Consider the following 25,145-nt stretch of genomic DNA (forward strand, 5'->3'; position numbering starts at 1 on the left):
TTCCCAAACCCGAGAGGAGCTTCGTGCCCGTGCCGCCCAGCCCGCAGGTGCTGCGTCCGGCCACGCCGCCGTCGACAGCACTGCGTACGGTCGTCGAGCTGACGGGCGCGCGCCCGAACGGCGGCGACCTCGACGATGTCGTACTCACCGGGATCGAACAGCGTTCCGACGCCGTGCAGCCGGGCGATCTGTTCGCCGGTCTCGCCGGCGCCCGAGCCCACGGCGCCCGGTTCGCCCGCGACGCGATCGCGCGTGGCGCGGTCGCGGTGCTCACCGATCCGGCCGGCGCCGAACTGATCGGCGCGGTGTCCGTTCCGGTACTCGTGCACGACGATCCGCGCGCGGTGCTCGGCGAGGTGTCGGCCGCGGTGTACGGCAACCCCTCCCAGCGACTCCAGGTCATCGGGATCACCGGCACCTCCGGCAAGACCACCACCGCCTACCTCGTCGAGGCGGGTCTGGTGGCGGCCGGGCTGTCGACCGCGCTGGTCGGCACCATCGAGACCCGGATCGGCGGGCAGCGGGTGCCGAGCGCGCTCACCACGCCGGAGGCCCCGCAGCTGCACGCGATGTTCGCGCTCATGGTCGAGCGGGGCGTCGAGGCGGTCGTGATGGAGGTGTCCAGCCACGCGCTGGCGCTGGGCCGGGTCGACGGGGTGCGGTTCGCGGTCGGCGCGTTCACCAATCTGTCCCAGGACCACCTCGATTTCCATGCCGATTTCGAGGACTACTTCGCCGCCAAGCGTCGGCTGTTCGAGCCGGAATCGCCGGTGGCGGCGCGGCGCAGCATCGTCTGCGTCGACGACGCCTGGGGGCGGCGCCTGGCCCGCGAGGTGGGCGGCCGCACGAATATCGTGACGGTGGCGACGAATCCGAGCCCGACCGGCGAGGCCGCCGCGGACTGGACCGTCGACGGGCTGACCGCGGTGCGCGGCGGCGAGCAGGAGTTCACCGCCACCGGTCCGGGGGTGAAAACCGATGTGCGGCTGCGTCTTCCGGGTCGCTACAACGTCGCCAACGGCCTGCTCGCGATCGCGGTGTGCGCGGCCGCGGGCGTGGACGCCACCGTGGCGGCCGCCGCGCTCGCGCACGTGGACGTGCCGGGCCGGATGCAGCGGGTGGACCGCGGCCAGGACTTCCTGGCGGTGGTGGACTACGCGCACAAGCCCGCCGCGATCGAATCGGTGATCGCGACGCTGCGCGAATACCTGAAGACCTCGGGCGGGCGGCTGGCCGTGGTGGTCGGCGCGGGCGGCGACCGCGACCCCGGCAAGCGGCCGCTGATGGGCGCGACCGCGGCCCGCGGCGCCGACCTGCTCGTCATCACCGACGACAATCCGCGCAGCGAGGATCCGGCCGCCATCCGGGCGGCCGTGCACGCCGGCGCGCTGGGCATCGCGGAGACCGAGCGCGGCGAGGTCGTCGAGATCGGTGACCGCGCCGCCGCCGTCGCCGCCGCCGTCGACTGGGCGCGCCCCGGCGACGCGGTGCTCGTCGCGGGCAAGGGACACGAGACCGGGCAGGAGATTGCGGGTGTGAAGTATCCGTTCGACGACCGCGAGGTGCTGGCGGAGGCCCTCTCTCGAAAAACGAAGGACCTGACGCTTTCATGATCGAGATGACCCTGCGGGAGATCGCGGACGTCGTCGGCGGAACGCTGCACGACGTACCCGACCCCGCGGTGACGGTGACCGGCGCGGTCGAATTCGATTCGCGCCGAATCAATCCCGGCGACCTGTTCCTGGCCCTCCCCGGCGAACACGTCGACGGCCACGACTACGCCCCCGCCGCAATAGCCGCCGGAGCCGTAGCAGCCCTATCCGCCCGCCCCATAGGCGTCCCCGCAATCGTGGTGGCCCCCGGCGAAAAGCACGCCGGGGGAAAGGGAGACGCGCTTGCCGGGTGTAGTGGAGATGCGCTTGCCGGGGGGAGTGGTGAGGCTCCGGCTGCTGGTACGGCGTATGCGCTGGCGCATGACAAGGATGGGTCGGGGGCGGCTGTTTTGGGGGCGTTGGCGAGATTGGCTCGGGCCGTGGTGGATCGGCTGGTGGGCGAGCATGGGCTGACTGTTATCGGGGTTACCGGGTCGTCGGGGAAGACTTCTACGAAGGATTTGCTGGCGGGGGTGTTGGCTCCGTTGGGGGCGGTGGTTGCGCCGCCGGGGTCGTTCAACAATGAGGTCGGGCATCCGTGGACGGCGTTGCGGGCGAATGCCGAGACGCGGTTTCTGGTGTTGGAGCTGTCGGCGCGGGGGCCGGGGCATATTCGGGCGCTTACCGAGATCGCGCCGCCGAGTATCGGTGTGGTGTTGAATGTGGGCACCGCGCATCTCGGGGAGTTCGGTGGTCGGGATGCCATTGCGCGGGCCAAAGGTGAACTGGTGGAGGCGCTTCCGCCGACGGGGCTGGCCGTGCTCAATGCCGACGACGATCGGGTGGCCGCCATGGCGGACCGGACCCGCGCCCGCGTGGTGACCGTCGGCCTGTCGGAGGGAGCGGACCTGCGCGCCACCGACATTCGGCTCGACGAGACCGCGCGCGCCCGATTCACCCTGCACGCCAACGGTTCCCGGGCGGACGTGCGGCTCGCGGTGCACGGCGAGCACCAGGTCGGCAACGCCCTGTCCGCCGCCGCGGTTGCGCTGGAGTGCGGCGCGGACCTCGAGACCGTGGCCGCCGCCCTGTCCGACGCCCGGGTGGCGTCGGCGCACCGCATGGATGTGCGCACCCGCGCCGACGGCGTCACCGTCGTCAACGACTCCTACAACGCCAATCCCGACTCGGTGCGGGCGGCGCTCAAGGCGTTGGTGACGATGTCGCGAGCCGGCGACGAGCCCCGCCGCAGCTGGGCGGTGCTCGGCGAAATGGCCGAGCTGGGTGCGGAATCGGTGCTCGAACACGATCGGATCGGCCGCCTCGCGGTCCGGCTGGACGTCGATCGGCTGATCGTCGTCGGCACCGGCCGCCCGGCCCGCGCGATGCACCAGGGCGCGGTGATGGAAGGCTCGTGGGGCGAGGAGTCCCTGCTGGTGCCCGATATGGAGTCCGCGATCGCGGTGCTGGACGCGGAACTCGGCGCGGGTGACGTGGTGCTGGTCAAGGCGTCGAACTCGATCGGCCTGTGGGCGGTCGCCCAGCACCTGACGCAAGCCCGGGAGGCGGCGAGATGAGACAGATACTGTTCGCGGCGGGGATCGCGCTGGCGGTGTCGATCCTGTTGACCCCGCTGCTGATCCGAATGTTCGCCAAACGCGGCTTCGGCCAGGAGATCCGGATCGACGGCCCGGAGAGCCACAAGGCCAAGCGCGGCACGCCCACCATGGGCGGCGTCGCGATCCTGATCGGCATGTGGGCCGGATACTGGGGCTCGCACCTGATCGGTATCGGCTACCGGGCCGAGGGACCGTCGGCGTCGGCGCTGCTGGTGCTGGCCCTGGCCACCGCGCTCGGCGCGGTCGGCTTCACCGACGACTTCATCAAGATCCGCAAGCAGCGCAACCTGGGCCTGACCGCCGCCGGGAAGTACATCGGACAGCTCACCGCCGCAATCGTGTTCGGCGTGCTCGCGCTCCGCTTCCCCGGCGCGGGCCAGCGCACCCCCGCCAGCCGCCACCTGTCCTACGTGCGCGACATCAACACGGTGTCGATGAGCGTGATCATCTTCCTGGCGTTCGTCTGCCTGCTGGTGGTCGCCTGGTCGAACGCGGTCAACCTGACCGACGGCCTGGACGGCCTGGCCGCCGGCTCGATGAGCCTGGTGCTGGGCGCCTACGTGATCATCACCTTCTGGCAGTACTACCACGCCTGCGAGGTCAAGGCCGAGGCCGGCTGCTACAACGTGCGCGACCCGCTGGACCTGGCGCTGGTGTGCGCCGCCGGGGCCGCCGCCTGCGTCGGATTCCTGTGGTGGAACGCGGCTCCCGCGAAGATCTTCATGGGCGACACCGGCTCGCTGGCCCTGGGCGGCCTGCTGGCCGGGCTGTCCATCACCACCCGCACCGAACTGCTGATGGTCGTGATCGGCGCGCTGTTCGTCGCCGAGGCGGCGTCGGTGGTGTTGCAGGTCGCGGTCTTCCGCACCACCCGCAACCGGTTGTTCAAGATGGCGCCCTTCCATCATCATTTCGAACTCAGCAAATGGGCCGAAACCACGGTGATCATCCGGTTCTGGCTGCTGGCGGGCATCGCCTCGGCGGTCGGACTGGGCCTGTTCTACAGCGAATACCTCTCTCAGGTCGGATAAGCAGCAATGGTCGAACACACTCCGCGGGCCCTGCGTTCACCGGGGCCCATGCTCGAATTTCTGCGTGGCCGCGACGTTCTCGTCGCCGGATGGGGCGTATCGGGGCGCTCGTTGATCGAGCCGCTGCGCGACATCGGCGCCCGCCCGGTGGTGACCGACGGGGGGGAGAAGGCGCTCGCCGAGGCCGCCGAACTCGGACTGGCCACCGCCGCCGGGGACGAACTGCTCGCGCCCGGCGCGCTGGACCGCTTCGCGCTGGTGATCACCAGCCCGGGCTGGCGGCCGGATTCGCCGGTGCTGGTCTCGGCGGTCACCGAGGGCATCCCGGTCTGGGGCGACGTCGAATTCGCCTGGTGGGTGGATCAGGCCCGGCTGTACGGGCCGGTGCGCAAGTGGCTGGTGATCACCGGTACCAACGGCAAGACCACCACCACCCAGATGACGCACGCCATCCTGCGGGCGGCCGGCATCGCCAGCGTCGCGTGCGGCAATATCGGTTTACCGATCCTGGATGCGTTGCGGCGCAACCCGGGTCCGCAGATCCTGGCCGTCGAGCTGTCGTCGTTCCAGCTGCACTGGGCGCCGTCGGTGCGCCCGGAGGCCGGGGTGGTGCTGAATGTGGCCGAGGATCACCTGGATTGGCACGGCGGCCTGGACGCCTACGCCGCGGCCAAGGCGCGCGCGCTGACGGGCCGGGTCGGGGTCGTCGGCCTGGACGATCCGGTGGCCGCCGCGCTGGCGCGAAAGTCCAAGGCGCGCCGCACCGTCGGCTTCCGCGTCGGCGTGCCCGCCGACGGCGAGCTCGGCGTGGTGGACGGCAAACTGCTCGACCGCGCGTTCACCAAGGCCGCCATCCTCGCCGAGGTGGGCGATATCAGCCCGCCCGGCCCGGCCGGGGTGGCCGACGCGCTGGCCGCCGCCGCGCTGACCCGATCCATCGACGTGGCACCGCAATTCGTCAAGGAGGGCCTGCAGGAGCACAAGGTCGGCCCGCACCGGGCGGCCTTCGTGCGCGAGCTGGCGGGCGTGGAGTTCGTCGACGACTCCAAGGCCACCAATCCGCACGCGGCCCGCTCCTCGATCCTGGCCCGCCAGCAGGTGGTCTGGATCGCCGGTGGTCAGCTCAAGGGCGCGCACATCGAGGACCTCATCGAGGAGGTCGCGGACCGGTTCGTCGCGGCCGTGCTGCTCGGGGAGGACGCCGCCGTGTTCGCCGCCGTGTTGGCGCGACACGCACCCGATATCCCCGTCGTCGAGCTCGGTTCGGGTGACGATGCTGGGATGGGTGCGGAACTGACGTCCGAAATCGACAGTGCGGACGCGGTGATGGCCCGCGCGGTCCGCATCGCCGCCGGGTACGCCCGGCGCGGCGACACGGTGCTGCTGGCGCCGTCCGCCGCCTCCCTGGACATGTTCGCCGACTACACCCACCGCGGCCGCAGCTTCGTCGCGGCGGTGCAGGCGCTCGACGAGGAAGACATCGGGAGCCAGCAGTGACCGAGCGGCGGGCGCGCAGATTCTCCGGGACCTGGTTCGGTGCCTGGCTGGCACGCCCGCTGGCCTCCTTCCATCTGATCGTCACCATCGCCACCCTGCTCACCGTGCTCGGCCTGGTGATGGTGCTGTCAGCCTCCAGCGTCGAGGCGTACACGGCCGACGGCTCGGCGTATTCGCTGTTCGCGCAGCAGGCGCTGTTCGCCGCGCTGGGGGCGGTGCTGTTCTATGTGGCGCTGCGGATTCCGCTGCGGGTGATGCGGCGGCTGTCGTTCCCGGTGTTCGCGGTGTCGGTGCTGCTGCTGGTGCTGGTGCTGATCCCGGGCATCGGCTCGATGGTGCAGGGGTCGCGGCGCTGGTTCAACCTGGGCTTCGTGTCGGTGCAGCCGTCGGAGATGGTCAAGGTGACGCTGATCGTGTGGGGCGCACACCTGCTCGCCGCGCGCCGCGCCGAAAAGGCCGGCTACAAAGACATTCTGCTGCCGCTGGTGCCCGCGGGCCTGCTGGTGTGTCTGCTCATCGTGCTGGAGCCGAACCTGTCCACCACGATCGCGGTCGGCATCATCCTGGCCGCGCTGCTCTGGTTCGGCGGGCTCCCGGCGCGGCTGTTCATCACCATCGGCGTCTCGGGCGCGATGGCGGCCCTCGTGCTGGCGCTGACGAAGGGCTACCGCACCGACCGCATGCGCGCGTTCTTCAACCCGGACCAGGACCCGCAGGGCATCGGATACCAGGCGCGGCAGGCGATGTTCTCGCTCGCCGACGGCGGCATCTGGGGCCGCGGGCTGGGGCAGAGCCGCGCCAAGTGGAGCTATCTGCCCAACGCGCACAACGACTTCATCTTCGCCATCATCGGCGAGGAACTGGGCTTTCTGGGCTGCGCGCTGGTGCTCGGCCTGTTCGCGCTGTTCGTCTACACCGGCCTGCGGATCGCCAGCCGCTCGGTGGATCCGTTCCTGCGGCTGCTCACCGCGACCGCGACCACCTGGATCACCGGGCAGGCGCTGATCAATATCGGCTACGTGGTGAACCTGCTGCCGGTGACCGGCCTGCAGCTGCCGCTGGTGTCGGCGGGCGGGTCGTCGCTGGCCATCACGCTGCTGATGTTCGGCATCATCGCCAACGCGGCCCGGCACGAACCCGAGGCCGTCGCGGCGCTGCACGCGGGCCAGGACGGACGCCTGAGCCGGTTGCTGCGGCTGCCCAAGCCGGAGGCGCACGCCCCGGCCCGCGCCCGCGGCGGATTACGCGCCGCGCCGTCGCGCCGGGAGTTGCCGCCGAGCGGTCGGCGGGGTGGTGGCGACAGCGCACCGCGCCGCTCGATAGATTCGGATTCCGCACGGCGGGCCGCGAATACCGTGGAGCGCCGGGGCGCACGAGGATCCGACGACTACGGTCGCGGTGAGAGCCGCAGCACCAAGTCGTGGCGGACCACGCGGGCATGGGAGCCCAGCTATCCGATGACACATGCGAGAGAACGAGGTAAACCGAGGTGACAACCGGCGGGAGCGTCAGGCCCGGGGCCGCGCTGGAACGGGCTGAGGGACGGACGCTTTCGGTCCTCGTCGCGGGCGGCGGGACCGCCGGCCACATCGAACCCGCCATGGCGGTCGCCGACGCGCTACGCCGACTGGACCCCTCGATCCGGATCACCGCGCTGGGCACCCAGCGGGGCCTGGAGACCACGCTGGTGCCCGATCGCGGCTACCCGCTGGAGCTGATCCCGCCGGTCCCGTTGCCGCGCAAGCCGACCGCCGACCTGCTGCGGCTGCCCGGCCGGGTCTGGGCCGCGGTCTCCCGCACCCGCGCGGTGATCGAGGCGGTCGAGGCCGATGTGATCGTGGGCTTCGGCGGTTACGTGGCGCTGCCCGCGTATCTGGCGGCGGGCGGCCCGCGGCGTCGGCGGGTGCCGGTGGTGGTGCACGAGGCGAATGTGAAGGCGGGCATCGCGAACAAGGTCGGCGCGCGCCGCGCCGCGCGGGTGCTGGCGGCGGTGCCGGGCTCCGGTGTGCACGCCGCCGGGCACGCCGAGGCCGAGATCGTCGGCATCCCGGTCCGCGAGTCCATCTCCACCCTGGACCGGGCGGGGCTGCGGGCGCAGGCCCGTGCGCACTTCGGGCTGCCCGCGCAGGGCCCGGTGCTGCTGGTGTTCGGCGGGTCGCAGGGCGCGCGTCGGCTCAACGAGGCGGTATCGGCCGCCGCGGCGCAGCTGACGGCGGCCGGGATCTCGGTGCTGCACGCGCACGGGCCCAAGAACACCCTCGACATCACCGGCGTCGACCCCAACGGCGACGCGAAATACGTTGCCGTGCCGTATCTGTCGCGCATGGATCTGGCCTACGCGGCCGCCGACGCGGCGGTGTGCCGGTCCGGCGCCATGACCGTGGCCGAGGTGTCGGCGGTCGGCCTGCCCGCGTTCTATGTGCCGCTGCCGCACGGCAACGGCGAGCAGGAGCTCAACGCCCGCCCGATCGTCGCCCGCGGCGGTGGCAGAATCGTGCCCGACGCGGAGCTCACGGGAAAATATGTGATCGATGAGGTGATCGCGCTGCTCACCGATCCGGCGCGGCTGTCGGCCATGGCGTCGGCGGCCGCCGGGGCCGGGCATCGCGATGCCGCCGACGCGGTGGCGCGGATCGTGGTGGAGGTGGCCGGCCGGTGACCGAGAACAAGGAAACGGCGGAGGTCGCACCCGCCGATCTGCCCCCGCTGCTGCAGCGGGTGCACATGGTCGGCATCGGCGGGGCCGGGATGTCCGGTATCGCGCGCATCCTGCTCTCGCGCGGCGGCGCGGTGTCCGGTTCGGACGCCAAGGAGAGCCGCAGCGTGCGGGCGCTGCGGGCGCGCGGCGCGCAGGTGCGGATCGGGCACGACGCGGGCGCTCTGGACCTGCTGCCCGGCGGCCCGACCGCGGTGGTCACCACCTACGCCGCCATCCCGAAGACCAATCCCGAACTGGTGGAGGCGAAGCGGCGCGGTGTGCCGGTGCTGCTGCGCCCGGCCGTGCTCGCCGAGCTCATGCACGGCCACCGCACGCTGCTGGTGTCGGGCACGCACGGCAAGACCTCCACCACCTCGATGCTGGTGGTGTCGCTGCAGCACTGCGGATTCGACCCGTCGTTCGCGGTCGGCGGCGAGCTCAACGAGGCGGGCACCAACGCCCACCACGGCACCGGCGGCTTCTTCGTCGCCGAGGCCGACGAGTCGGACGGCTCACTGCTGCAATACGATCCGGACGTCGCGGTGGTCACCAACATCGAATCCGATCACCTGGACTTCTTCGGCACCGACGAGGCGTACGTGCAGGTGTTCGACGATTTCGTGGCGCGGCTGACCCCCGGCGGCCTGCTGGTGGTGTGCCTGGACGACCCCGGATCGCACGCGCTGGCGCGGCGGGTGGCCGCCCGGATCGCCGCGGGCGAGCTCGACATCCGGGTATCGGGTTACGGCTGCGGCGATCTCGCCGACGCGCCGGTGCCGGTCGGGGTGCGGCTGCTGGCGTGGGAGCCGCGCGATGTCGGTGGCGTGGCGACGTTCCGGCTCGCCGACGAGCCCGCCCCGCGCACGCTGCGGCTGGCCGTGCCCGGCCAGCACATGGCCCTCAATGCGCTGGGCGCGCTGCTGGCCGCCCGCGCCGCCGGGGCCGACACCAACGAAATCCTGCAGGGCCTGGAGGGTTTCGGCGGGGTGCACCGGCGCTTCCAGTTCGTCGGCCGGGAGAACGGCGTGCGGGTCTTCGACGACTACGCCCACCACCCGACCGAGGTGCGCGCGGTGCTCGGCGCGGCGGCGCAGCTGGTCCGGCAGGAGGCCGCCGACGGCGCGCGCTCGCGACAGGGCCGGGTGATCGTCGTGTTCCAGCCCCACTTGTACAGCCGCACAGCCACTTTCGCCGCCGACTTCGGCGCGGCGCTGGACCTGGCCGACGAGGTGGTGGTGCTCGACGTGTACGGCGCGCGGGAGAAGCCGCTGCCGGGCGTGAACGGCGCGCTGGTGGCGCAGTCGGTCACCCGGCCCGTGCACTACCAGCCGGACATGTCGCGGGTGGGTCGCCAGGTGGCCGGGCTGGCCCGGCCCGGCGACGTCGTGATCACCATGGGCGCGGGCGATGTCACCATGCTCGGCGGCCAGATTCTCGACGGACTGCGGGTGCGGCCACCGGCGGGACGGTGAGCCCGCGATGACCGGCACGCGCGGCACTCGCACCCGGCGCACCCGCCCGGCCGCCGAGGCGCGGACCCGCCGGGTGCGCCGCCTCGGGGTGCGGTGGGTGCCGCCGCGCCGATGGCTGCTGTGGGGCGGCGCAGGGGTCGTCGCGCTGATCGTGCTCGCCGCCGTCGCCTGGTTCACCCCGGTGCTGTCGGTTCGCACGGTGCGCGTCGAGGGCCTGGGCGCGGTGCCCGAGCAGCAGGTGCGCCGGGTACTGGAGATCCCCGAGGGCGAATCCATCCTGCGCATCGACACCGACGCCATCGCGCGCCGGGTCGCGGCGCTGCCCAAGGTGCGCTCGGCCCGGGTGCAGCGGGTGTTCCCGTCCACCGTGCGGGTCACCGTGGACGAGCGCACCGCGGCCCTGTTCTTCGACAGCCCGGAGGGGCCGCACCTGCTCGACGCCGAGGGCGTGGAGTTCGCCATCGAGCCGCCGCCGCCCGGCACCCCGAAGCTCACCACCGATCATCCCGGCGGTAGCGACCCGGTCACTCGGGCCGCCGTGGCGGTGCTCGCGGCGGCGCCGCCCGCGCTGCGTGCCCAGGTGGGAGAGGTTGTGGCCCGGTCGGTTTCGGACATCGGGCTGAATCTGCGGGACGGGCGCACCGTGCTGTGGGGCGGTCCGGCCGACTCCGAACGCAAGGCGGCGGTGGTGCTGCCCGTACTCAGCCGTCCCGGAACGGTATTCGACATTTCGAGTCCTGAACTGGTGACGGTAAAGTAGGGGATACCGTTGTGCCTACGCGGTTTTCGGTGAGTGCCCCGAGCACGATCCGAAACCTCTCGGCCGCAGGGAACGATTCCCGGTATCGGGGGCAACCGTTCGCGATACGATGCGGGGCGGGCTCGGACGAGACGGATCACACAAGATTCTGACGCTCGTTTCGGCGCGCCTGCGCGCGTATTGAGGCGGGTGCGAATAGCGTTCCGCAACAGTCGGATACTTGACATAACGCTGACCCTATGGTTGAGGTTGAGGGTTTGCCCGGACGAAAGCCCGGCCCGGCCCGCACCGAATACCGGACGGCGTCCTGCCGAGAATCCGCAAACGACAGGCTTTGGATCGAAGGAAGGCGAGAGCCCATGACGCCCCCGCACAACTACCTTGCAGTGATCAAGGTCGTCGGTATCGGCGGCGGCGGCGTGAACGCCGTCAACCGGATGATCGAACAGGGACTCAAGGGAGTCGAGTTCATCGCGGTCAATACCGACGCGCAGGCGCTGCTGATGAGTGATGCGGACGTCAAGCTCGACGTCGGTCGTGAACTCACCCGTGGCCTGGGCGCCGGCGCCGATCCCGAGGTCGGCCGCCGCGCCGCCGAAGACCACAAGGACGAGATCGAGGAGGTGCTCAAGGGCGCCGACATGGTCTTCGTCACCGCGGGCGAGGGCGGTGGCACCGGCACCGGTGGCGCCCCGGTCGTGGCCGGTATCGCCCGCAAGCTCGGCGCGCTGACCATCGGCGTGGTGACGAGGCCGTTCTCGTTCGAGGGCAAGCGCCGCAGCAACCAGGCCGAGGCCGGGATCCAGGCGCTGCGCGAGTCCTGCGACACCCTGATCGTGATTCCCAACGACCGGCTGCTGCAGCTCGGCGACGCCGCCGTGAGCCTGATGGACGCCTTCCGCTCCGCGGACGAGGTGCTGCTCAACGGTGTTCAGGGCATTACCGACCTGATCACCACGCCCGGCCTGATCAACGTCGACTTCGCCGACGTCAAGAGCGTCATGTCCGGCGCGGGCTCGGCGCTGATGGGCATCGGCTCCTCCCGCGGCGAGGGCCGCTCGGTCAAGGCCGCCGAGGCGGCGATCAACTCGCCACTACTGGAAGCGTCCATGGACGGCGCCCACGGTGTGCTGCTATCCATCGCGGGCGGCTCGGATCTGGGACTGTTCGAGATCAACGAGGCCGCGTCGCTGGTGCAGGAGGCCGCGCACATCGAGGCGAACATCATCTTCGGCACGGTGATCGACGACTCGCTCGGCGACGAGGTGCGCGTCACGGTGATCGCGGCCGGTTTCGACGGCGGCACCCCGGCCCGGCGCATCGACACCACGGGCCGCGCCACCATCGGCACCGCGCGCGCCGGGGAGGTCGGCCAGGGCCAGGCCCGTTCCGGCACCGGCGATTTCGGTGGTTCCCGCGCCGCCCCGGACCCGGCCCCGGCGCCGTCCGCCCCGGTCTCGCGCGGCCCGGCCCCGTCCTACGAGCCCACCCGCCCGGCCTCCGAGCCCACCGTCAGCCAGAACAACCGCACCCACATCCAGCCCCCCGACGAGGACACCGACGACGACGTCGACGTCCCCTCGTTCATGCGGCGCTGAGTTTCACCCCGGCGTGGACACGCCCGTTCCCGGCGTGTCCACGCCCATGATCCCGGCGCGCTTTTGGCCGGGATCCGCTGGTGAGATCCCGGCCAAAAGCATGCCGGGATCATAGGGACAGGTCACGTGGCTATTAACCTCGTGAGTATGACAGCGACCGTAGTTCGGACCAGACGTGTGACGACGACACGGGCGGGCGGGTTCTCCCGCGCCCCCTACGACTCGTTCAACCTGGGCGATCACGTCGGTGACGACCCGGAGGCGGTGCGGCGCAACAGAATACGGCTGGCCGAGGGGATCGGCCTGGCGCCGGAGCGGCTGGTCTGGATGGAGCAGGTGCACGGCCGCGCCGTCGAGATCGTGGACGGGCCGCGCGCGGAACCGGTTCCGGTGACCGACGCGCTGGTCACCACCGTGCCGGGCCTGGCGCTGGTGGTGCTGACCGCCGACTGCGTGCCGATCCTGCTGTCCGACGACGAGGCCGGGGTGATCGCGGCCGTGCACGCCGGGCGGGTGGGCGCGCGCATCGGCATCGTGCCGCGCGTGCTGGAGGCCATGCTGTCGCTGGGCGCGCGACCCGAGCGCATCGGGGCCTTCCTCGGCCCGGCCGCGAGCGGCCGCCGGTACGAGGTGCCCGCCGCCATGCGCGCCGATGTGGAGGCCCACCTGCCCGGCAGCGCCACCACCACCGCCGCGGGCACCCCGGGCCTGGACCTGCGCGCCGGTATCCGCCGGCAGCTGGAGGCGGCGGGCGTCGGCGCGGTCGCCGTCGACCCACGCTGCACGATCGAGGACGCGACGCTGTTCAGCCACCGCCGCGGCGCGCCCACCGGCCGCCTCGCCGGTGTCATCTGGATGGAATCCGAGTCGGCCGCACAGTGATTCGTTTCGCAATGCAGGGAGATCGTTCATGACCGCCGAATCCGGCACCGCCGCCGCGCAGTCCACCCGCGCGGCCGACCTGTCCCGCGCCCTGGCCGACCTGTCGGCGCGCATCGACGCCGCCTGCCGCGCCGCGGGCCGCGATCCGGGCGGGGTCCGATTGCTTCCGGTCACGAAGTTCTTTCCGGCTTCGGACATCGAAATCCTCTACCGGCTGGGTCGGCGCGACTTCGGCGAATCGCGCGAGCAGGAGGCCGCGGCGAAGGTGGCCTCTTTGGGACACCTGTCCCAAATACGCTGGCACATGATCGGGCGGCTGCAGCGCAACAAGGCCAAATCGGTCGCGCGCTGGGCGCATACCGTCTACTCGGTCGACAGCGACCGCTTGGCAACCACCCTCGACGCCGCCGCCGGGCTGGCCCTGCAGGCCGGGCAGCGGGAGGCTCCGCTACGGGTGTTGCTCCAGGTCAGCCTGGACAGCGACCCGAGCCGCGGCGGTGTCGCGCCCGCCGATCTGCCCGCCCTCGCCGATCTGGTGGCGCGCGCGGAGAACCTGCAGCTGGCGGGCCTGATGGCGATCCCGCCGCTGGACCGCGACCCCGAGCCCGAGTTCGCGCGACTGGCCGATCTGCACGCCGACCTGCTCACCCGACACGCCGAGGCGACCGAGCTGTCGGCCGGCATGTCGGGAGATCTGGAGGCCGCGATCCGACACGGTTCCACCTGCGTGCGTGTCGGTACCGCCTTGATGGGCGCTCGACCGATAACCTCGGGATAGCAAACAAACCTCATCAGTCACATTCGAAACATATGCTTGTGGCGGACGAGGACTGAGCAGGACTTCAACACCCCAGGCCAGCCGGGTGCCGTAGGAAGGTCGACCAGGATGAGCGAGCGCAGCGAGCGGAAAAAAGGCGCAGCCACGAGCGTGCTCGTGCTGGAGCCGAGCGCCAGCGAGGTGGAGGCATGAGCACGCTGCATAGGTTCAAGGCGTACTTCGGCATGGTTCCGCTCGAGGACTACGAGGACGACTACGTCGACGACCGCGGTGCGCGGGGTGCCGAGGAACGTGGTCCGCGTCGCCCGCGCGACTATGCCGAACCCCGCTACGACGCTCCCGGTCGCGCCCGCTTCGCCGACGACCGGTACGCCGACGAGCCCGGCTACCCCGAGCCCGCGTACAAGGCCCCCTACCAGCCCGGTTACACCGTTGCCCGGCGCGACGACTACGCCGACGAGCCCTATGGCGAGGACCGTTACGAGGCGTCGCGCCGCCCCACCCGCATCGAGTCCGCGCCCTCGCGCGGCCGGTCGGGCGCGGACGCCCCGTTCGGCGGCGCCCCCATGGTGCGCGGCACCACCCACGGCGCGCTGGCGGTCGACCCCGAGGTCGAGCGGAGGATGGAAGAGCGACGGATGGAGGAGCGGGCCCGTTTCGAGCCGGCGCCGCGCCGCACGCCGGTCTTCGAGGACGGAGGCCCCTTGTCCAAGATCACCACGCTGCGCCCGCGCACCTACGCCGAGGCCGCCATCATCGGTGAGCGGTTCCGCGACGGCACGCCGGTGATCATGGACCTGGTCGAGATGAGCAACGCCGACGCCCGCCGCCTCGTCGACTTCGCCGCGGGACTCGCGTTCGCACTGCGTGGTTCGTTCGACAAGGTCGCGACCAAGGTGTTCCTGCTCTCACCGGCCGACGTCGACGTATCGGCCGAGGAGCGCCGCCGCATCGCCGAAACCGGCTTCTACAACCAGAAATAACGCATGCCCGGGGGTGTTGCGGTGTGCTGGTCGACCGGGTAGACACGCCGCCGTCGGGGGGAGTCACGCCGGACCGGACGGCGCGGGGAGTTTGCAGGACACCGATTCTGAGGCAAAGTGGTCAGGTGCCCTTGTTCCAGGTGCTGTATGTACTCCTGTTCCTCTTCTGGCTGTTGTTGATCAGCCGAGTGATCGTCGAGTTCATCCGAAGCTTCGCTCGCGACTGGCATCCCCGCGGTGTCGTCGTCGTCATCCTCGAGGTGATCTTCACGATCACCGATCCGCCCGTGAAACTTCTGAGGCGGTTGATACCTCCGGTGAACCTGGGTGGAATTCGCCTGGATCTGTCGATTATGGTGCTGCTTTTCATCGTGTTCATCCTGATGTCGATCGTGAGCAGGCTCGGGCAGCCGGTAGCCCCGGTGTGACAGAATGGGCCGTGAAGAATAGCTTGCAAGATCTACCGCTAGATCTCCGTACGAAGCGTGAAGGGATCCTTCCATGCCGCTGACCCCAGCCGATGTGCACAACGTCGCGTTCAGCAAACCGCCGATCGGGAAGCGCGGCTACAACGAGGACGAAGTCGACGCCTTCCTCGACCTCGTCGAACAGGAGCTCTCACGCCTCATCGAGGAGAACGCCGACCTTCGCCAGCGAGTTGCTGAGCTGGATGCCGAACTGGTCGACGCCAAGAAGGCCCGCCCCGCGCCGCAGGCCGTGAAACCGGCTCCGCCGCAACCGGAACCGCCGAAGCCAGCGCCGGTCGCACCCCCGGCCCCCATGCCGGTCGCACCCCCCGCCCCCCCGAAGGACGCGGGCGCCGCCGACGCGAACCTACAGGCCGCCAAGGTGCTCAGCCTGGCCCAGGAAATGGCCGACCGGCTCACCAGCGATGCCAAGACCGAGGCCGAGCAGCTGCTCGCCAATGCGCGAGCGAATTCCGAGCGACTGGTTTCCGACGCCCGCAACCGCTCCGAGAGCATGATCGCCGAGGCTCGCCAGAAGTCCGACGCCATGCTCACCGACGCCCAGACCCGTTCCGACAGCCAACTGCGCCAGGCCAAGGAGAAGGCCGACGGCCTGCAGGCCGACGCCGAGCGCAAGCACACCGAGATCATGGCCACCATCACCCAGCAGCGCAGCGTGCTGGAGAGCCGGATCGAGCAGCTCAAGACCTTCGAGCGCGAGTACCGGGTGCGGCTGAAGTCCTACCTGGAGTCGCAGCTCGAGGAGCTGGAGAATCGTGGTTCGGCCGTGCCGGTGGACGGCGGCGAGTCCTTCGACGCGATCGGTGGCGCGAACAACCACGCCCCGGCCTCGTTCGCCCAGGGCGGCAAGTAGATCCGACGCGGATCGCCGCTCCCGTGCCGCGGGAACGGTCGGCGCAGTTGTGTGGTCGGAAGTCTCGTCGAGCCACCAGGCCCGTAGGGGGTGACCATGCTCGTTCTGACGCTCGTCCTGGCCGCCATCGGTTTTGCCCTGCTGGTGACCGCCCTGACCACCGGATCGGTGATCTGGGCGTGGGGCTGCATCGTGGTGTGTGTCGTCGGTGCGGTGCTACTGCTGGTCAGTGCGCTGTCCATGCGCGACTCCGACGACGACTCCCAGTCGCGTCCGGGTCGGCACGCCAAGCGCTAGCGGGCACGAATATCATGTTGCCCGTATTGGCTACAATCAAACCTGTACATACGGCAGTGATCCGGCTATCACCGGGGAGCCTTCGGAAGAACGGCGCGCGGCGCTCAGTAGAACCGAACGGGTGAGCCCGACACAGCTCGCAACGAGAGGTCCTTCCCGGACGGAAGTCCCGTCGTACGGACGACGAGGCCGGGAGGACAAACGGGGTGGTACCGCGGTTTCGGCGCACCGGCGCCGAGGTCGTCCCCGTGCCACTGGTTACGCGCCTGCAACAGGTGCGCCGGCACGAGGAGACCGCAGCCGCCATGGCGGACGAGACATCCACCCGCAACGCCTATCCGCGAGCAGATCTCGGCGAGGGCGCGGAGTCGATTGCGCGGCCCGCCGCGGGGGCGTCGTTCCCCGACCTGGAGCGGCGCGTACTCGACTACTGGGCCGCCGACGACACCTTCCGGGCCAGCATCCGGAACCGGGCCGGCGCTGAGGAGTTCGTCTTCTACGATGGACCGCCCTTCGCCAACGGATTGCCGCATTACGGCCATCTGCTGACCGGTTACGTCAAGGATTTGATCCCACGTTTCCAGACCATGCGCGGCAAGAAGGTGGAGCGGCGATTCGGCTGGGACACGCACGGTCTGCCCGCGGAAATCGAAGCCGAGAAACAGCTCGGTATCACGGACAAATCACAGATCGACGCGATGGGCCTCGCGGAATTCAATGCCGCGTGCAAATCCTCGGTCCTTCGCTATACGAATGAGTGGCGCAACTATGTGACACGTCAGGCGCGCTGGGTCGACTTCGACAACGACTACAAGACCCTCGACCTCGACTTCATGGAGTCGGTCATGTGGGCGTTCAAGTCGCTGTACGACAAAGGGCTTGTCTACCAGGGGTTCCGGGTGCTGCCCTACAGCTGGTACGAACAGACGCCGCTGTCGTACCAGGAAGCGCGCATGGACGACTCCTACCGGATGCGGCAGGACCCGGCGGTCACCGTGGACATGGTGCTGCAGGTGCCCGAGGACCACCCCTTGCACGCGCTCGACGGCGCCAACGCGCTCATCTGGACCACCACGCCCTGGACGCTGCCGTCCAACCTGGCTGTCGCGGTGCACCCGGACCTCACCTACGTGCACGTCGAGGGCAAGGACGGCAAGCGCTATGTGCTGGCCGCCGAACGAGTCTCGCACTACGCGCGGGAAGTGGGCGAGGCGCCGACCGTGCTGTCCGAGCACTCGGGCGCGGCGCTGGCGGGCCTGCGCTACCTGCCCCCGTTCGACTTCTTCCTCGGCCACCCGAACGCGCACCGGGTGCTCAACGCCGACTACGTGACCACCGACTCCGGTACCGGCGTGGTGCATCTCGCTCCGGCGTTCGGTGAGGAGGACATGGATGTCGCCTCCGCCAACGGAATCGAGATCGTGCAGCCGCTGGATCAGGGCGGCCGGTTCACCTCGATGGTGCCGCCGTACGAGGGCCTGATGGTCTTCGACGCCAACCCGGTCATCATCAAGGACCTCAAGGCGGCCGGAAAGCTGTTGCGGCACGAGACGATCGAGCACTCCTACCCGCACAGCTGGCGCTCCGGGCAGCCGCTGATCTACATGGCGGTGCCGTCCTGGTTCGTGGCGGTCACCAGGTTCCGCGATCGCATGGTGGAGCTCAACCAGCAGATCAGCTGGGTTCCCGAGCACATCCGCGACGGTCAGTTCGGCAAGTGGCTGGAGAACGCGCGCGACTGGAACATCAGCCGAAACCGCTACTGGGGTGCGCCGATCCCGGTGTGGATCTCCGACGACCCGGCCTATCCGCGGGTCGACGTCTACGGCTCTCTCGACCAGCTGGAGCGTGATTTCGGTGTGCGCCCGGCCGATCTGCACCGGCCCGGCATCGATGAGCTGGTGCGCCCGAATCCCGATGACCCGACCGGGAAGTCGATGATGCGGCGAACCCCGGAGGTGCTGGACTGCTGGTTCGAGTCCGGGTCGATGCCCTATGCGCAGGTGCACTACCCGTTCGAGAACAAGGAGTGGTTCGAGGGCTCCGGCGATTCTCCCGCCCACAACCCGGGCGATTTCATCGTCGAGTACAACGGCCAGACCAGGGCCTGGTTCTACCACCTGCACGTGTTGTCGACCGCGCTGTTCGATCGCCCGGCCTTCAAATCGGCTGTGGCGCACGGCATCGTGCTCGGCGACGACGGCCTGAAGATGTCCAAGTCCAAGGGCAACTACCCGGACGTCAACGAGGTCTTCGACCGCGACGGCTCCGACGCCATGCGCTGGTTCCTCATGGCCTCGCCCGTACTTCGCGGCGGTAACCTCATCGTCACCGAACGCGGTATCCGCGAGGGCGTGAGCCATGCGCTGCGGCCGCTGTGGAACGCGTGGACCTTCCTGCAGCTGTACGCGTCGAAACCCGGTGAGTGGCGCACGGATTCGCAGCACGTGCTGGACCGCTACATCCTGAGCAAGCTGGCGGCCACCCGCGACGTGATGACCGACGCGCTCGAGACCTACGACGTCACCGCCGCCTGCGACGAATTGCGCTCGTTCGCCGATGCGCTCACCAATTGGTATGTGCGCCGGTCGCGTTCGCGGTTCTGGGAGGAGGATCGCGATGCGATCGACACCCTGCACACCGTGCTCGAGGTGACCACCCGGCTTGCGGCCCCGCTGCTGCCGCTGATCACCGAGGTGATCTGGCGCGGGCTCACCGGCGGGCGGTCGGTGCATCTGACCGACTGGCCGACCGAGACCGAACTGCCCAGGGACCCGGAGCTGGTGTCGGCCATGGACGAGGTGCGGGAGGTGTGCTCGACGGTGCTGAGCCTGCGCAAGGCCCAGAACCTGCGGGTGCGGCTGCCGCTGTCCGAGGTGACCATCGCCGCCCCGGATGCCGAACGGCTGCACCCGTTCACGGATCTGATCGCCGACGAGGTCAATGTCAAGAAGGTCGACCTGACCACCGATGTCGCCGTGCACGGCCGCTTCGAACTGGTGGTCAATGCCCGCGCCGCCGGGCCGCGCCTGGGTAAGGACGTGCAGACGGTGATCAAGGCGGTCAAGGCCGGGGAGTGGAGCGAGAGCCCGCAGGGTGTGGTCAGCGCCGCCGGAATCGAGCTGCTGCCCGAGGAGTACACCCAGCGCCTGGTCGCCGCCGAACCGGAGTCCACGGCCCCGCTGCCCGGCAATGCCGGTCTGGTGGTGCTGAATTCGGAGGTCACCGAGGAACTGGAGGCCGAGGGCTGGGCCCGCGACCTCATCCGCGACCTCCAGGAGACCCGCAAGTCCCTGGGCCTGGACGTCTCCGACCGCATCACCGTGGTGCTCGAGGTTCCCGCCGACCGCGCGCGCTGGGCCGAAACCCACCGCGACCTGATCGCCGGTGAAATCCTCGCCACCACGCTCACTTTCGGCGCCGCGGGCGCCGACGCGGCCGATCTCGTCGGTGGTGTCCGGGCCGCGGTCACCAAGGCGTCATGACCGAGCGCTACCTCAACGTCATCGATGTGGAGGCCACCTGCTGGGAGGGGAAGACGCCGCCCGGGCAGGCGAGCGAGATCATCGAGATCGGGCTGTGTGTGCTGGATTCGGTGACGCTGGAGCGGGTGGACAAGCACAGCATTCTGGTGCGGCCGGAGCGGTCGACGGTGAGCGAGTTCTGTACCCGGCTCACCACGCTCACTCCGGAGCAGGTCGCGGGCGGTATCGACTTCGCTGCCGCCTGCGAGTTGCTGCGCACGGTGCACCACGCGGCCGAGCGGCCCTGGGTGAGCTGGGGCGACTACGATCGCCGTCAGTTCGAACGCCAGTGCGCCGCAACGGGTGTGGCGTATCCGTTCGGTGACCGGCACACCAATGCCAAGCGCCGGTTCTCCGAATCCCGGGGCACCACACAGCGTTTCGGCATGGCCGAGGCGCTCGAGGTGACCGGGCTGCCGCTGGAGGGTACCCACCACCGCGGCGGCGACGATGCCTGGAACATCGCGAATCTCGTCCTCGACATGATGCGCCGCGGAACCTGGTGAGCAGTCAGCCCGCCGCCTCGCCGCCGTGCTGGCGGTGGGTGGCGAGCTGGATCTCCAGCAGCAGCCGGTCCGGGGCGGAGTCCAGCTCGATGCCCATCAGCTGGGTGGCGCGCCGGATCCGGTAGCGCAGGGTGTTCGGGTGGATGCGCAGCTCGGTGGCGGCCCTGCGGACGTCGCCGCGGTGCGCCAGATACGCCTCGATGCTCAGCCGCAGCTCGGCCGAGTACTTCTCGTCGTAGCGGACGAGCGTGTCCAGGCGCGGATCGCGCAGCTCCGGATGGTCGCCGATGAAGGTCAGGATCTCGGCCAGCAGCACCGTGGTGCGCGAGCGCGCCAGCGTCGTCACCGCCTCGGCCGTGGGCAGATTCGCGGTGCGGTCGAGCACCCGGTCGGCCTCGGCGCGGGCGCGCGCCACATCGGCCAGCCCGGCCACCGGCGCGGCGATGGCCGCGCGCAGGCTCAGCCCGGAGCGGTCGGCGAGCTGGCCGATCACCTGCCGGGTCCACGAGCTCACCCGATCCACCGAATGATGCTCGGGGAACAGCACATACAGCCGCTCGCCGATCATCGTGGTCACACAGTCCTGGCGAAAGGCGCTGGCGTGCAGGCGAAGTGTGGTCATGCCCCGCCGCATCGCCTCCTCGTGCGGCGCCCGCGACGCGTGCCGGGCGAAGCCGATCACCGCCGCCCGCCCGTCGGCCGCCATGCCGAATGTCTCGGCGAAGGCCGGGATGTCGACATCGCCGCCGTGCGCGCCGAACAGGCGCTGGATCAGCAGGGCGTCGGTGGTCGGGGCCTGCATGGTCCGCCAGATGGCCCGGGCCGCAATGGATGCCGCGCCGCGCAGCACCTGGGAGCTGTCGGCGTCGAGCGGCTCGGTGGCCTCCTGCACCCAGATCGTGCCCAGTACCGTGCGTGAGCGCCGCCCGCCGGGGCGGCCGGGCTCGCGGATGCCGATCGCGATGCGCCGCCGCGTCTCCCACTCCGCCCGAGCCGGAACCTCCACCACGTCACCGGTATTGCGCAATCGGTCGAACACGCCCTCGCGCTGCAGCCAGTGCATGTATCCGGTCGGCCCCTGCCTGCCCAGCACCGACGACCGCCGCACCGCATCGGCGGCGGTGGTGCTGTCGGCCGAATAGGCCAGCACGCGCCACTGTTCGTCCTCGATGGACACCAGCCCGCGCGTCGACTCGGCCACCGAATGCGCCAGGCCGAACAGATCCGAATCCAGGGCGGGGACCGATTCGACGGTCGCCCGCGGACCGGTGCCGTGCCCGGTAATCCGCCCGATCAGCGCGTGCACCATCTCCCAGCGGGCGTGCGGATGCACCGCGACCAGCGCGATACCGGCGTCGTGCGCGGCCGCGCGCAGCGCCGGTCCGGCGCTCTTGGAGAACACCACGCGCGGCCGGTGTTCGGTCGGACAGCGCCGCCCGAGATCGCGCAGCCAGCGGGTGGCGTGCTCGTCGTCGACGCCGACCTGCAGGTACACCTCCGGCAGCGCCCGTCCGGGCGGCATCTCCATGGTCAGGTCGTCGACATCCATGAACGCCACCGACTCGGCCACGACGTCCTCGCCCGCGGGCGCATCGATCAGGGTGACAACGGAGCTGGTCAGCGCCGATAGCAGTTCGGACAGCGGTATGAGCCGGTTCACACTCTTCATTCAATCGGACGAAAAAGCATGTGGCAATTCGTCCCGTAGGACAACGGTGCGCTGTCCGAAATGGGGTTTATTGCTCGGTATGGACGCGATCACCACGGTTCCGACACCGTCCAACGAACCCGTCAACTCCTACGCGCCGGGCAGCCCCGAACGGGCCCGCCTGCGGGCCGCGCTCGGAGAACTGGCGGACAACCCGACCGAGATCTGCCATGTGATCGACGGCGAGCATCGCGCCGGGACCGGCGCCCGCGTCGACGTCGTGCAGCCGCACAAGCACGCGGCCGTGCTGGGCGCCTTCACCGTCGCGGAGACCTCCGACGTGCAGGACGCGGTGAACACCGCCGTCCGGGCGGGCGCCGCGTGGCGGGCGCTGCCCTTCGACGAGCGCGCCGCGGTCTTCCTGCGCGCGGCCGATCTGCTGGCCGGGCCCTGGCGCGAAACCATCGCCGCCGCAACGATGCTGGGCCAGTCCAAGACGGCCTACCAGGCCGAGATCGACGCCCCGTGCGAGCTGGTCGACTTCTGGCGCTTCAATGTGCACTTCGCCCGCACCATCCTGGCCGAGCAGCCGATCTCCTCGCCCGGCGTCTGGAACCGCACCGACTACCGCCCGCTCGAGGGCTTCGTCTACGCCATCACCCCGTTCAACTTCACCGCCATCGCCGGGAACCTGCCCACCGCACCGGCTCTCATGGGCAACACCGTGGTGTGGAAGCCGTCGCCGACGCAGGCGGTCGCCGCGTACCACACCATGCGGCTGCTGGAGGCGGCCGGACTGCCGCCGGGCGTCATCAACCTCGTCCACGGCCACGGGCCGGAGGTGTCGGACGTGCTGCTGGCCGATCCGCGCCTGGCGGGCATCCACTTCACCGGCTCCACCCGCACCTTCCAGCACCTGTGGCGCGAGGTCGGCACGAATATCGACCGCTACCACACCTATCCGCGGCTGGTCGGCGAGACCGGCGGCAAGGACTTCGTGCTGGCGCACCCGTCGGCCGATCCGAAGGTGCTGAGCACCGCGCTGATTCGCGGCGCCTTCGAGTTCCAGGGCCAGAAGTGCTCGGCCGCGTCGCGGGCGTTCGTGCCGAGGTCGGTGTGGTCGCGCATCGGCGACGAGCTCATCGACACCGTCGGCGCGCTGCGCTACGGCGACGTCACCGATTTCACCAATTTCGGTGGGGCCGTAATCGATCGGCGCGCGTTCGACCGCAATGTCGCCGCCATCGAGCGCGCCAAGGCCACCCCGGGCCTGACCGTCGCCGCCGGCGGCGGCTACGACGACAGCGTCGGCTACTTCGTCGAGCCCACCCTGCTGCTCGGCGACGACCCGTCCGACGAGGCGTTCCGCACCGAGTACTTCGGCCCGATCCTGTCGGTGCACGTCTACGACGACTCGCGCCCGCACGCCTTCGACGAGGCACTGCGCCTGATGGACGGCGGCTCCGCCTACGGGCTCACCGGCGCGGTCATCGCGCAGGACCGCGCGGCGATCGACAAGGCCGGTGCGGCACTGCGTTTCGCCGCGGGCAACTTCTACGTCAACGACAAGCCGACCGGCGCGGTGGTGGGGCAGCAGCCGTTCGGCGGCTCGCGCGCCTCGGGCACCAACGACAAGGCGGGCTCCCCGCTGAACCTGCTGCGCTGGACCTCGCCGCGGTCGGTCAAGGAGACCTTCGTCGCGGCCACCAGCCACGAATATCCGCATCAGGCACCGGAATCCGAGGTCCAGTGATGAGTACCCCCGTGCTGACCAACCCGCTGCGGCCCGCGCTGCTGGCAGCCGCCCGCTCGCCACGCGCCGAACGCGGCATCACCCGGATGCCGGTGACCCGCCGCATCGTGGACCGGTTCGTCGCGGGGGAGTCCCGCGAGGCCGCCCTGCACGCGGTGCGGGACCTGGTGCGGGACAACCGCTTCGTCACCATCGACTACCTCGGCGAGGACACCGTCGACCCGGCCCAGGCCGACGCCACGGTGCGGGAGTACTCGGCAATGATCCAGGCGCTGGCCCAGTTGCCCACTCCCGCTGATGATCCCGGCGTGCCGTCCACCCATGGTCCCGGCATGCTTTTGGCCGGGACCTCCCCCCGCCCCCTCGAAGTCTCGGTAAAACTCTCGGCTTTCGGCCAAGCGCTGCCGAACGACGGGCACGCGGTGGCGCTGCGCAATGCCAGCACCGTGGTCGAGGCCGCCGCGGCGGCCGGGGTGTGGGTCACCTTCGACATGGAGGACCACACCACCACCGATTCGACGCTGTCGATCGTGCGGGAGCTGCGCCGCGACCATCCCGAGACGGTCGGCACCGTGCTGCAGGCGTACCTGCGGCGCACCGAGGACGACTGCCGGGCCTTCGCCGACGAGGGCGCGCGCATCCGGCTGTGCAAGGGCGCCTACAACGAGCCCGAGGCGGTGGCCTTCCGGCGCAAGCGCGACGTGGACGCCTCCTACCTGCGCTGCCTGCGGATTCTCATGCAGGGCAAGGGATATCCGATGGTCGCCACGCACGATCCGGCGATGATCGAGGCGGCGGCGTTGCTGGCGACCTCGGTGCACCGCGGCCGCGACGACTTCGAGTTCCAGATGCTCTACGGCATCCGCCCCGCCGAACAGCAGCGGCTCACCGCTCTGGGCCAGCACCTGCGGGTGTACGTGCCGTTCGGCGATCAGTGGTACGGCTACTTCGTGCGTCGGCTGGCCGAACGGCCCGCCAACCTCATGTTCTTCCTCCGGTCTGCCGCACCGGGGAAGTAGGCCGCTGCCCAACCAAAATTGGACCGTTACAGAACGTGCCGCTGTTCAACGGTAAATAGTGCTATGGTTACAGCAGTCACCGCAGTGTGATCTGCACAACCGGTGATCTTCCCGCCGCGCGAGAGCGTCGCGAGAAGCGCAAGCCGC

General features: G+C 70.2%; 20 protein-coding genes. 19 read left to right on the top strand and 1 reads right to left on the bottom strand.

Annotation, left to right across the window (positions count from 1 at the left end; all coding sequences use genetic code 11):
* Nucleotides 1-23: 23 nt before the first annotated feature.
* The 17 genes from HPY32_RS08270 (at nt 24) to HPY32_RS08350 (ending at nt 20,578) form a co-directional block, all read left to right on the top strand.
* Complete coding sequence (locus HPY32_RS08270; RefSeq protein WP_067591750.1) at nt 24-1,613, top strand: UDP-N-acetylmuramoyl-L-alanyl-D-glutamate--2,6-diaminopimelate ligase; 1,590 nt, start codon at nt 24-26, stop codon at nt 1,611-1,613.
* On the top strand, nt 1,610-3,169 hold the full coding sequence (locus tag HPY32_RS08275; protein WP_067591747.1) for a UDP-N-acetylmuramoyl-tripeptide--D-alanyl-D-alanine ligase: 1,560 nt from the start codon (nt 1,610-1,612) through the stop codon (nt 3,167-3,169). The genes HPY32_RS08270 and HPY32_RS08275 overlap by 4 nt, the downstream gene beginning before the upstream one ends.
* Nucleotides 3,166-4,242, top strand: coding sequence for a phospho-N-acetylmuramoyl-pentapeptide-transferase (gene mraY / locus HPY32_RS08280; protein ID WP_067591745.1), 1,077 nt, complete (start codon nt 3,166-3,168; stop codon nt 4,240-4,242). Before HPY32_RS08275 ends, mraY begins: the two co-directional genes overlap by 4 nt.
* A 48-nt stretch (nt 4,243-4,290) precedes the next feature.
* Entirely contained in the window at nt 4,291-5,739 is a 1,449-nt protein-coding gene (murD, locus tag HPY32_RS08285; protein WP_067591742.1) for a UDP-N-acetylmuramoyl-L-alanine--D-glutamate ligase, read from the top strand.
* Nucleotides 5,736-7,232, top strand: a complete 1,497-nt coding sequence (gene ftsW, locus HPY32_RS08290; RefSeq protein ID WP_067591739.1) for a putative lipid II flippase FtsW — start codon at nt 5,736-5,738, stop codon at nt 7,230-7,232. The genes murD and ftsW overlap by 4 nt, the downstream gene beginning before the upstream one ends.
* Nucleotides 7,229-8,398: an undecaprenyldiphospho-muramoylpentapeptide beta-N-acetylglucosaminyltransferase gene (gene murG / locus HPY32_RS08295; RefSeq protein WP_269456519.1), complete on the top strand. Its 1,170-nt coding sequence runs from the start codon at nt 7,229-7,231 to the stop codon at nt 8,396-8,398. The genes ftsW and murG overlap by 4 nt, the downstream gene beginning before the upstream one ends.
* Before the next feature lie 65 nt (nt 8,399-8,463).
* On the top strand, nt 8,464-9,909 hold the full coding sequence (murC, locus tag HPY32_RS08300) for a UDP-N-acetylmuramate--L-alanine ligase (protein WP_067596097.1): 1,446 nt from the start codon (nt 8,464-8,466) through the stop codon (nt 9,907-9,909).
* A gap of 7 nt (nt 9,910-9,916) precedes the next feature.
* Nucleotides 9,917-10,669, top strand: a complete 753-nt coding sequence (locus HPY32_RS08305; RefSeq protein WP_082871619.1) for a cell division protein FtsQ/DivIB — start codon at nt 9,917-9,919, stop codon at nt 10,667-10,669.
* A gap of 359 nt (nt 10,670-11,028) precedes the next feature.
* Nucleotides 11,029-12,267 carry a cell division protein FtsZ gene (ftsZ, locus tag HPY32_RS08310; RefSeq protein ID WP_067591736.1) on the top strand — a complete coding sequence of 413 codons (1,239 nt, stop codon included), beginning with the start codon at nt 11,029-11,031 and terminating at the stop codon, nt 12,265-12,267.
* 147 nt (nt 12,268-12,414) lie between these two features.
* On the top strand, nt 12,415-13,149 hold the full coding sequence (pgeF, locus tag HPY32_RS08315) for a peptidoglycan editing factor PgeF (protein WP_067591733.1): 735 nt from the start codon (nt 12,415-12,417) through the stop codon (nt 13,147-13,149).
* A gap of 28 nt (nt 13,150-13,177) precedes the next feature.
* Complete coding sequence (locus HPY32_RS08320) at nt 13,178-13,927, top strand: YggS family pyridoxal phosphate-dependent enzyme (RefSeq protein ID WP_067591730.1); 750 nt, start codon at nt 13,178-13,180, stop codon at nt 13,925-13,927.
* A 188-nt stretch (nt 13,928-14,115) separates the two neighbouring features.
* A complete protein-coding gene (locus HPY32_RS08325; RefSeq protein ID WP_067591727.1) occupies nt 14,116-14,910 on the top strand; it encodes a cell division protein SepF in 795 nt (264 codons plus the stop codon).
* A 125-nt stretch (nt 14,911-15,035) separates the two neighbouring features.
* Nucleotides 15,036-15,338, top strand: a complete 303-nt coding sequence (locus HPY32_RS08330) for a YggT family protein (RefSeq protein WP_067591723.1) — start codon at nt 15,036-15,038, stop codon at nt 15,336-15,338.
* Between the two features lie 73 nt (nt 15,339-15,411).
* Nucleotides 15,412-16,251 carry a DivIVA-like cell division protein Wag31 gene (gene wag31, locus HPY32_RS08335; RefSeq protein ID WP_098694100.1) on the top strand — a complete coding sequence of 280 codons (840 nt, stop codon included), beginning with the start codon at nt 15,412-15,414 and terminating at the stop codon, nt 16,249-16,251.
* 96 nt (nt 16,252-16,347) lie between these two features.
* A complete protein-coding gene (locus tag HPY32_RS08340) occupies nt 16,348-16,548 on the top strand; it encodes a hypothetical protein (protein ID WP_067596094.1) in 201 nt (66 codons plus the stop codon).
* Nucleotides 16,549-16,853: 305 nt separating this feature from the next.
* Nucleotides 16,854-20,033: an isoleucine--tRNA ligase gene (ileS, locus tag HPY32_RS08345; RefSeq protein ID WP_067596093.1), complete on the top strand. Its 3,180-nt coding sequence runs from the start codon at nt 16,854-16,856 to the stop codon at nt 20,031-20,033.
* Entirely contained in the window at nt 20,030-20,578 is a 549-nt protein-coding gene (locus HPY32_RS08350; protein ID WP_067591717.1) for a 3'-5' exonuclease, read from the top strand. Before ileS ends, HPY32_RS08350 begins: the two co-directional genes overlap by 4 nt.
* Before the next feature lie 4 nt (nt 20,579-20,582).
* Here the strand turns inward: HPY32_RS08350 and HPY32_RS08355 are convergent, their stop codons facing one another.
* Complete coding sequence (locus HPY32_RS08355; protein ID WP_067591713.1) at nt 20,583-22,247, bottom strand: PucR family transcriptional regulator; 1,665 nt, start codon at nt 22,245-22,247, stop codon at nt 20,583-20,585.
* A gap of 79 nt (nt 22,248-22,326) precedes the next feature.
* On the opposite strand from HPY32_RS08355, the gene pruA reads away from it, so the two are divergent.
* A complete protein-coding gene (gene pruA, locus HPY32_RS08360) occupies nt 22,327-23,979 on the top strand; it encodes an L-glutamate gamma-semialdehyde dehydrogenase (RefSeq protein ID WP_067591709.1) in 1,653 nt (550 codons plus the stop codon).
* Complete coding sequence (locus HPY32_RS08365) at nt 23,979-24,998, top strand: proline dehydrogenase family protein (protein ID WP_067591706.1); 1,020 nt, start codon at nt 23,979-23,981, stop codon at nt 24,996-24,998. The genes pruA and HPY32_RS08365 overlap by 1 nt, the downstream gene beginning before the upstream one ends.
* The last annotated feature ends 147 nt before the right edge of the window (nt 24,999-25,145 follow it).

This window comes from Nocardia terpenica, assembly GCF_013186535.1.
In the GTDB taxonomy this organism is placed as follows: domain Bacteria; phylum Actinomycetota; class Actinomycetes; order Mycobacteriales; family Mycobacteriaceae; genus Nocardia; species Nocardia terpenica.

Coding starts and splice junctions, on each gene's coding strand:
- HPY32_RS08275 (WP_067591747.1), top strand. CDS start 1,610: ATGATCGAGATGACCCTGCGGGAGATCGCGGACGTCGTCGGCGGAACG.
- mraY (WP_067591745.1), top strand. CDS start 3,166: ATGAGACAGATACTGTTCGCGGCGGGGATCGCGCTGGCGGTGTCGATC.
- murD (WP_067591742.1), top strand. CDS start 4,291: ATGCTCGAATTTCTGCGTGGCCGCGACGTTCTCGTCGCCGGATGGGGC.
- murC (WP_067596097.1), top strand. CDS start 8,464: ATGGTCGGCATCGGCGGGGCCGGGATGTCCGGTATCGCGCGCATCCTG.
- HPY32_RS08305 (WP_082871619.1), top strand. CDS start 9,917: ATGACCGGCACGCGCGGCACTCGCACCCGGCGCACCCGCCCGGCCGCC.
- ftsZ (WP_067591736.1), top strand. CDS start 11,029: ATGACGCCCCCGCACAACTACCTTGCAGTGATCAAGGTCGTCGGTATC.
- pgeF (WP_067591733.1), top strand. CDS start 12,415: ATGACAGCGACCGTAGTTCGGACCAGACGTGTGACGACGACACGGGCG.
- HPY32_RS08320 (WP_067591730.1), top strand. CDS start 13,178: ATGACCGCCGAATCCGGCACCGCCGCCGCGCAGTCCACCCGCGCGGCC.
- HPY32_RS08325 (WP_067591727.1), top strand. CDS start 14,116: ATGAGCACGCTGCATAGGTTCAAGGCGTACTTCGGCATGGTTCCGCTC.
- wag31 (WP_098694100.1), top strand. CDS start 15,412: ATGCCGCTGACCCCAGCCGATGTGCACAACGTCGCGTTCAGCAAACCG.
- HPY32_RS08340 (WP_067596094.1), top strand. CDS start 16,348: ATGCTCGTTCTGACGCTCGTCCTGGCCGCCATCGGTTTTGCCCTGCTG.
- ileS (WP_067596093.1), top strand. CDS start 16,854: ATGGCGGACGAGACATCCACCCGCAACGCCTATCCGCGAGCAGATCTC.
- HPY32_RS08350 (WP_067591717.1), top strand. CDS start 20,030: ATGACCGAGCGCTACCTCAACGTCATCGATGTGGAGGCCACCTGCTGG.
- HPY32_RS08355 (WP_067591713.1), bottom strand. CDS start 22,247: ATGAAGAGTGTGAACCGGCTCATACCGCTGTCCGAACTGCTATCGGCG.
- pruA (WP_067591709.1), top strand. CDS start 22,327: ATGGACGCGATCACCACGGTTCCGACACCGTCCAACGAACCCGTCAAC.
- HPY32_RS08365 (WP_067591706.1), top strand. CDS start 23,979: ATGAGTACCCCCGTGCTGACCAACCCGCTGCGGCCCGCGCTGCTGGCA.